Origin of the sequence: Microbacterium murale, assembly GCF_014635185.1 — a bacterium.
GTDB classification, from domain to species: Bacteria; Actinomycetota; Actinomycetes; order Actinomycetales; family Microbacteriaceae; genus Microbacterium; species Microbacterium murale.
This window is the reverse complement of record NZ_BMCM01000013.1, coordinates 1-3,357: the sequence shown is the minus strand read 5'-3', so window position 1 is coordinate 3,357 and position 3,357 is coordinate 1. Positions and strand designations below refer to the sequence as shown.

Below are 3,357 nucleotides of genomic sequence, written 5' to 3'. Positions count from 1 at the left end.
GGGGTCGAGTTTTGATTCAATCTCATGTATTTCAAGTCTTTAAGAGCAAACGGTGGATGCCTTGGCATCTGGAGCCGAAGAAGGACGTAGCAATCTGCGATAAGCCTCGGGGAACTGATAAGCAAGTTTTGATCCGAGGGTGTCCGAATGGGGAAACCCCGCTGGGCGGCGTGCCGACCTAGTGACTCCCGCCTGAATATATAGGGCGGGTAGAGGGAACGTGGGGAAGTGAAACATCTCAGTACCCACAGGAAGAGAAAGCAACCGCGATTCCGTTAGTAGTGGCGAGCGAAACCGGATCAGGCTAAACCGAGTGTGTGTGATATCCGGCAGGAGTTGCATATTCGGGGTTGTGGGACTCACCAGTCACCTCTGCCGAGGTGGCGACGTTACAGAAGCGTATAGACGAACGGTCTTGAAAGGCCGGTCATAGAGGGTGCCAACCCCGTAGTCGAAATGCGTGTTCTGGCGTGGAGAGTATCCCAAGTAGCACGGGGCCCGAGAAATCCCGTGTGAATCTGTCAGGACCACCTGATAAGCCTAAATACTTCCAGATGACCGATAGCGGACAAGTACCGTGAGGGAAAGGTGAAAAGTACCCCGGGAGGGGAGTGAAATAGTACCTGAAACCGTTTGCTTACAAACCGTTGGAGCCTCCTTAGTAGGGGTGACAGCGTGCCTTTTGAAGAATGAGCCTGCGAGTTAGCGATATGTGGCGAGGTTAACCCGTGTGGGGTAGCCGTAGCGAAAGCGAGTCTGAATAGGGCGATTCAGTCGCATGTCCTAGACCCGAAGCGAAGTGATCTATCCATGGCCAGGTTGAAGCGTGTGTAAGAGCACGTGGAGGACCGAACCCACTTAGGTTGAAAACTGAGGGGATGAGCTGTGGATAGGGGTGAAAGGCCAATCAAACTTCGTGATAGCTGGTTCTCTCCGAAATGCATTTAGGTGCAGCGTTGCGTGTTTCTTGCCGGAGGTAGAGCTACTGGATGGCCGATGGGCCCTACAAGGTTACTGACGTCAGCCAAACTCCGAATGCCGGTAAGTGAGAGCGCAGCAGTGAGACTGTGGGGGATAAGCTTCATAGTCGAGAGGGAAACAACCCAGACCACCAACTAAGGTCCCAAAGCGCGTGCTAAGTGGGAAAGGATGTGGAGTTGCTGTGACAACCAGGAGGTTGGCTTAGAAGCAGCCACCCTTGAAAGAGTGCGTAATAGCTCACTGGTCAAGTGATTCCGCGCCGACAATGTAACGGGGCTCAAGCACGCCACCGAAGTTGTGGCATTGACATTATTGGTAGGCCTTCGTGGTCCAGCCGTGTTGATGGGTAGGAGAGCGTCGTGTGGCCAGCGAAGCGGCGGTGTGAACCAGCCGTGGAGGCTACACGAGTGAGAATGCAGGCATGAGTAGCGAAAGACGTGTGAGAAACACGTCCTCCGAAAGACCAAGGGTTCCAGGGTCAAGCTAATCTTCCCTGGGTAAGTCGGGACCTAAGGCGAGGCCGACAGGCGTAGTCGATGGACAACGGGTTGATATTCCCGTACCGGCGAAGAACCGCCCAAGCTAATCCAGTGGTGCTAAGTATCTGAATCCTCATGACCGGATCCCTTCGGGGTGATGGGGTGAGGCCTAGCGTACGACCCCATGCTGGTGCGGTTAGCGTATTAACAGGTGTGACGCAGGAAGGTAGTCCAAGCCAGGCGATGGTTGTCCTGGTGCAAGTGCGTAGGCCGAGTCGTAGGCAAATCCGCGACTCACATAGGCTGAGACACGATGCGGATAAAAAGTGGATGATCCTATGCTGCCAAGAAAAGCATCGACGCGAGGTTCTAGCCGCCCGTACCCCAAACCGACTCAGGTGGTCAGGTAGAGAATACCAAGGAGATCGAGAGAATCGTGGTTAAGGAACTCGGCAAAATGCCCCCGTAACTTCGGGAGAAGGGGGGCCATCCACTTATACGGACTTGCTCCGAAAAGGGTGTGGTGGCCGCAGAGACTAGTGGGTAGCGACTGTTTACTAAAAACACAGGTCCGTGCCAAGTCGCAAGACGATGTATACGGACTGACGCCTGCCCGGTGCTGGAAGGTTAAGAGGACCGGTTAGCCGCAAGGCGAAGCTGAGAATTTAAGCCCCAGTAAACGGCGGTGGTAACTATAACCATCCTAAGGTAGCGAAATTCCTTGTCGGGTAAGTTCCGACCTGCACGAATGGCGTAACGACTTCCCAACTGTCTCAACCGCGAACTCGGCGAAATTGCATTACGAGTAAAGATGCTCGTTACGCGCAGCAGGACGGAAAGACCCCGTGACCTTTACTACAGCTTTGTATTGGTGTTCGGTGTGGCTTGTGTAGGATAGGTGGGAGACTGTGAAGCATGGACGCCAGTTCATGTGGAGTCATTGTTGAAATACCACTCTGGTCACTCTGGATATCTAACTTCGAACCGTGATCCGGTTCAGGGACAGTGCATGGTGGGTAGTTTAACTGGGGCGGTTGCCTCCCAAAAAGTAACGGAGGCGCCCAAAGGTTCCCTCAACCTGGTTGGTAATCAGGTGGCGAGTGTAAGTGCACAAGGGAGCTTGACTGTGAGACTGACAGGTCGAGCAGGGACGAAAGTCGGGACTAGTGATCCGGCAGTGGCTTGTGGAAGCGCTGTCGCTCAACGGATAAAAGGTACCTCGGGGATAACAGGCTGATCTTGCCCAAGAGTCCATATCGACGGCATGGTTTGGCACCTCGATGTCGGCTCGTCGCATCCTGGGGCTGGAGTAGGTCCCAAGGGTTGGGCTGTTCGCCCATTAAAGCGGTACGCGAGCTGGGTTTAGAACGTCGTGAGACAGTTCGGTCCCTATCCGCTGCGCGCGTAGGAAGTTTGAGAGGATCTGACCCTAGTACGAGAGGACCGGGTTGGACGAACCTCTGGTGTGTCAGTTGTTCCGCCAGGAGCACCGCTGATTAGCTACGTTCGGGATGGATAACCGCTGAAAGCATCTAAGCGGGAAGCCGGCCTCAAGATGAGACTTCCATACCTTCGGGTGAGAGGCTCCCAGCCAGACTACTGGGTTGATAGGCCAGATGTGGAAGTGCAGCAATGCATGCAGCTGACTGGTACTAATAAGCCGATGACTTGATAACACACCGATTTTGTTGGTGCTACGCGTCCACTGAGTGGTTCTCGATGTACGGTCGAGAACCCTAAACATGCACGTTCACGCGTGCTCTTTAGGTTTTTGAAACATCAATAGTGTTTCGGCGGCCATAGCGTGAGGGAAACGCCCGGTCACATTCCGAACCCGGAAGCTAAGCCTCACAGCGCCGATGGTACTGCAGGGGGGACCCTGTGGGAGAGTAGGACA

2 rRNA genes are annotated in these 3,357 nt (G+C 54.2%); both read left to right on the top strand.

Features of this window, described 5'->3' with window-relative positions:
- The first annotated feature begins 29 nt into the window (after positions 1-29).
- Positions 30-3,136 (top strand): 23S ribosomal RNA (locus tag IEV67_RS18855).
- Positions 3,137-3,249: 113 nt separating this feature from the next.
- Positions 3,250-3,357 (top strand): 5S ribosomal RNA (gene rrf / locus IEV67_RS18850); the annotation flags it as partial.